The following is a 4,937-nucleotide window of genomic DNA, read 5'->3' as shown; positions in this document are numbered from 1 at the left end:
CCGCCACCGCGTCCGGCGCCTTGGCGACCTGTGCCTCGAACAGCTCATGGATGCACTGCTGCTCGGGATACGGCACCGCCGTCCGGTTCAGCTCCTCCAATAGATATGCGCGCTCGTCGGCCGCCAGCAGCTCAATCCGCCCGACCGCTTGCCGCGCATCGGCCACCATCGCCCGCAGCAGCGCCAGCAGATAGCCTCGCTGCCGCTCGATGCTCGCCTGATCGAACAGCGCCGTGGCATAGCCCAGCGTTCCGGCGATCGCCTCGCCATGCTCGGCAAGGTTCAGCTCCAGATCGAACTTGACCTGATCGAAGCCGTCTGCCGCCGCCTCCACACGCAGCCCAGGAAGATCGAACGCCGGGGCGGCGTTGTTCTGCCAGGCCAGCATCACCTGGAACAACGGCGTGTGATCAAGACGCCGGGGCGGCTGCACGATCTCCACCACCTGCTCAAACGGCAGGTCCTGATGCTCCTGCGCCGCCAAGGCCGTGCGCCGCGTCCGTTTGAGCAGCTCCGCCACGCTCGGCGCGCCCGACAGGTCGAGCCGCAGCGCCAGGGTGTTGACGAAGCAGCCGATCAGCTCCTCGACCTCGCGCCGACCGCGATTGGCGCTCGGCACCCCGATCACAAGGTCGTCCTGCCCCGACAGACGCGACAGCACCGCAGCCCACGCCGCCAGCACCGTCATGAACAAGGTCGTGCCATGCTGCTGGCTCAGCCGCCGCAAGCCCCGCGTCAGATCCGCATCGATCACGACCGCCACACCGGCCCCGGCAAACAACTGCTGTGCCGGCCGCGGCCGGTCGGTCCGCAAGGCCAGACGGGCCGGCGCGCCAGACAGGGCGTTGCGCCAATACTGCGCCTGGTTCGAGAGCCGTTCCCCTGTTAGCCACCGCCGTTGCCAGGCGGCATAGTCCGGATACTGGATCACAAGCGGCGGCAGCGGATCGTCGTCTCCGGCCACGAACGCCCGGTACAGCTGACTGAGTTCACGCGCCAACACGCCCAGCGACCAGCCATCCGAGACAATATGATGCTGCGTCAGCAGGAACACGTGCTCCTCATCCGAGATCCGGATCAAGCGGCCGCGGATCAGCGGGCCGCGCGCCAGATCGAACGGCGTGCGCGCCTCTTCCCTGCACAGGTCCAATAGCGCCTCGTCCGCATCCGGCCTGTCCCGCCGATCGTGCTCCACAACCGGCAGCCCCGCATCCTGCGGCAGCAGCTCCACCCAGGGCTTGCCCTCCGGCGCGACAAAGACGCTGCGCAGCGCCTCCTGGCGCGCCAACACACGGTCCAGGCTGCGCTGCCAGGCGCTGCGGTCGAGCCCACCCTTGAGCCGCCACGCCAGTGGAATGTGATAGTTCGTGCCGCTCTGATCCAGCTGCGCCAAAAACCACAGCCGCTGCTGCGCAAACGACAGCACAAGCGCCGCATCACGCGGCACGGCCACAATGGCCGGCAGGTCTTGCGCGCCGGAGCGGCTCAACTCATCCACGAGGCTCGCGGCCAGATCGGCCAGCACCGGTTTCGCAAACAGCGTGCTCAGCGGCAGTGCGACGCCAACAACCTGCGAGACCCGGCTCAACAGCCGCACCGCGAGCAGCGAGTGGCCGCCGAGCGCAAAGAAGTGGTCGTGGCGTCCGACCCGCTCAACACCCAGAAGCTCGGCCCAGATCGTTGCCAGCGCGGTCTCGATCTCGCCTTGCGGTGCCTCATAGACGGCGCGTGCATACGCCTCATCTTGCGGCGCCGGCAGCGCCTTGCGGTCGAGCTTGCCGTTCGGCGTCAGCGGCAGCGCCGCCAGCTGCACAAACGCCGATGGCACCATGTACTCGGGCAACCGCTCACTTAGGTGCGCGCGCAAGGTGCCGGCAAGATCGCCCCCCTCAGCGTCGGCCGCATGCTCGGCCGCCGCGACGAGATACGCAACGAGTCGCGGCTCGCCCGTCCCATCCTGGTGCGCCACCACCACCGCCTCGCGCACCCAGGCGTGCTCGGCAAGCCGCGCCGCGATATCACCGGGCTCGATCCGGAACCCGCGGATCTTCACCTGGTCGTCATTGCGCCCCAAAAACTCCAGATTGCCGTCCGGCAGATAGCGCGCCAGATCGCCAGTGCGGTACAGCCGGTCGGCTTCGACAAAGGGACTGGCGATGAACCGCTCCGCCGTCAGCTCGGGACGGTTCAGATAGCCGCGCGCCACTCCCGCCCCGCCGATGTAAAGCTCGCCCACCGCCCCAGACGGAACAGGCGCACCATCACCGTCAAGCAGATACACCCGCGTGTTCGCAATCGGACGGCCAATCGTCTCAACGACAGCCTCTCCCCTTCGCAAGCAGATCCAGGTTGAGTACGTGGTGGTTTCAGAGGGCGCGTAAAGGTTATAAATCTTCTCTACGCGACTGCTCTCGAAGGCCTTCTCTATGAGGCCTACCTTCAGCCGCTCGCCGCACGAATTGATCACGCTTGCGGAAACCGGCACGGCTTTCTTGTCGACCAGAGCGGCGATCGCCGAGGGCACTGTGTTGATCAAGGAGATATCCAAAGACCTCTCGGCCAACGCCAGCGCATTCTCAACAACGTAAAGCGTGCTTCCTTGCGAAAGCGGAACGAAGCACTCGTAGACGGACAGATCAAAACTGATCGAGGTGGAAAACAGGGTGCGGCTGATCTCTGATTCCGCAAACACCTCGCTGCTCCAATGCAGCAGGTTCACCGTGCTCGCATGCTCGATCATGACGCCCTTGGGCGTGCCTGTGGATCCGGAGGTGTAGATCACGTAGGCGAGATGGCGCGAGGTCAGGCCGAGCGCGCGCGGGTCGAGATTACAAGCGGGCAGCTCGGCCCAGGCGGGTGTGGCTGCCATAAGATCGACAACGCTCACATCGGCCAGCGCCTCAGGGCCAAGCGCGGCACGGCCGGCTTCGTCGGCCAGCAGCAGACGCGGCGCCGCATCCTTGAGCACCTGGTGCAGCCGCGCACTCGGATAGGCCGCATCCAGCGGCAGATAGGCGCCACCCGCCTTCAGGATCGCCAAAAGCCCCACCACCACCGCAACGCTGCGCGCAAGGCAGATCGCCACCGGCTGGTCCGGCTTCACCCCGAGTGCGATCAGATGATGCGCCAGGCGGTTGGCCCGCGCATTGAGCTCGCCATAGCTCAAGCGTTCGTCCGCACAGACCACCGCCACCGCATCCGGCGTCTTGGCGACCTGCGCCTCGAACAGCTCATGGATGCACCGCTCTGACGGATACGCCGCCGCCGTGCGGTTCAGTTCCTCCAGCAGGTACGCCCGCTCGTCAGCCGGGAGGATGTCCAGCTCTCGCACCGGCTTGTTGGGGGCATGCTCCAGCGCCTCAGCCAGTTGCTCAAGCGCCCGCTGCATGTAGCCGCAGACCCGGTCCGCAGATATGGGCGCCGCCACCTGCGCCGTCAGGCCGAGCGCCTCGCCAAAATCCTCCACCGACAAGGTCAGCGGATAGTTGGTGCGTTCTTCCGCACCCAACCATTCCACGCCGGATAGCACATCGTCCGGTCCGGAGCTTGGCGCTGGCGTGTTATGACGGTAGTTCAACAGTGCGCTGAACAGCGGCGCCGGCGCCGCAACGCTGCTGCAGCGTTGCGCCAAGGCCAGCGAGGCATGCTCGTGCGCCAGCAGCTCGGCCAGCCGGCGATGCGTGATCCGGACACTCGCCTCGACCCCGGTGCCATCCAGATCAAGCCGCAGCGGCAGGGTGTTGATGAACAGGCCCATGGCGCGGTCGGCGCCGGCGCCTCCATGCATGCGGCCGAACAGCACCGTGCCGAACACCACCTGCTCACGCCCGCTGCTGCGCGCCACCACCTGCCCCCAGGCCAGATGGCACAGGCTCGCCAGGCTCACCCCGAGCCGCCGCGCCTGCACTCGCAGCCGCTCGTTGAGCTCGCGCGGCAGCATCCGCCGCGCCTCGCCGGCTCCACTGCCGTCGCCGCGCACCTCGCTCAGCCCAAACGGCAGCGTCGGCTCATCGATGTCTGCCAGCAGTCTCCGGAAGAACTGCTCATGCTCTTGCGCTCCAACTCCCAGTCGTGCCTGCGCCACCAGATTGCGGAACGGCTGTGGTGCTGCCAGCTCGTGATCGCGACCGCCGAGCACGGCCCGAACCTCGGCATGCATCACTTCCAGCGTGGAATGATCCCCGATCAGATGGTGCAGCAGCTCCAGGAGCAGCCAGCGCGCACTGCCGGGCTCGCGCGCAATCACAAACCGCAACAAGGGCGCCCGGCCAAGATCGATCCGGTGCTGACGCGGATCAAACTGTTGCCTGAGCTGCTCAGCACCATCAGATCCATCCAGCGCGACCTCGGTGACCTCGAGTGGTGTTCGCCGCCAAACCACCTGGGCCGGGCTCGACAGGCCCTCCCAGACAAACGACGTTCTTAAGATATCGTGCCGGTCCACCACCCGCTGGACCGCGGCAAGGTAGCGCTCCAACAGAGCCCGGTCGGCAAATGCCATCTGCGAGACCAGCAGGTATGGATCGCCTCGCCTCGCCAACAGATGATGGAACAGGATGCCGTCCTGCAGCGGCGACAGGGCATAAATGTCCTGGATGTTGCCGAGACCGCCAGGCACCGTGGCGACAATCCGGTCGATCTCCGGCTGCGCCAGCTCGATGAGCGGCAGCAGCTCTGGTGTAATCGCTGCACTCTGCTCCGTGATCAGGTTGGCGGGGATCGCCACCTCATGATGGCTGCCCAGGCTTGCGGCAAGATCGGCCAGCACCGGCTTGGCGAACAGGGTGCGCACCTCGACCCCAAGCGACAGCCGCCGCAAACGCTCCATCAGTTGAACCGCCAGCAGTGAGTGCCCGCCCAGCTCGAAGAAGTTGTCGTGCCGGCCGACACGTTCCAGGCCCAGAAGCTCGGCCCAGATCTGCGCCAGCGCGATCTCG

1 protein-coding gene is annotated in these 4,937 nt (G+C 66.5%); it reads right to left on the bottom strand.

Annotation, left to right across the window (positions count from 1 at the left end; translation table 11 throughout):
- A partial coding sequence (locus tag IVA74_RS30600; protein WP_247350454.1) for a non-ribosomal peptide synthetase occupies positions 1-4,937 on the bottom strand: 4,937 nt, incomplete at both ends.

Origin of the sequence: Bradyrhizobium sp. 132, from assembly GCF_023074185.1 — a bacterium.
Classification (GTDB): Bacteria; Pseudomonadota; Alphaproteobacteria; order Rhizobiales; family Xanthobacteraceae; genus Bradyrhizobium.
Note: the sequence above shows the minus strand (reverse complement) of the source record. Positions and strands in the feature narration are given on the sequence as shown.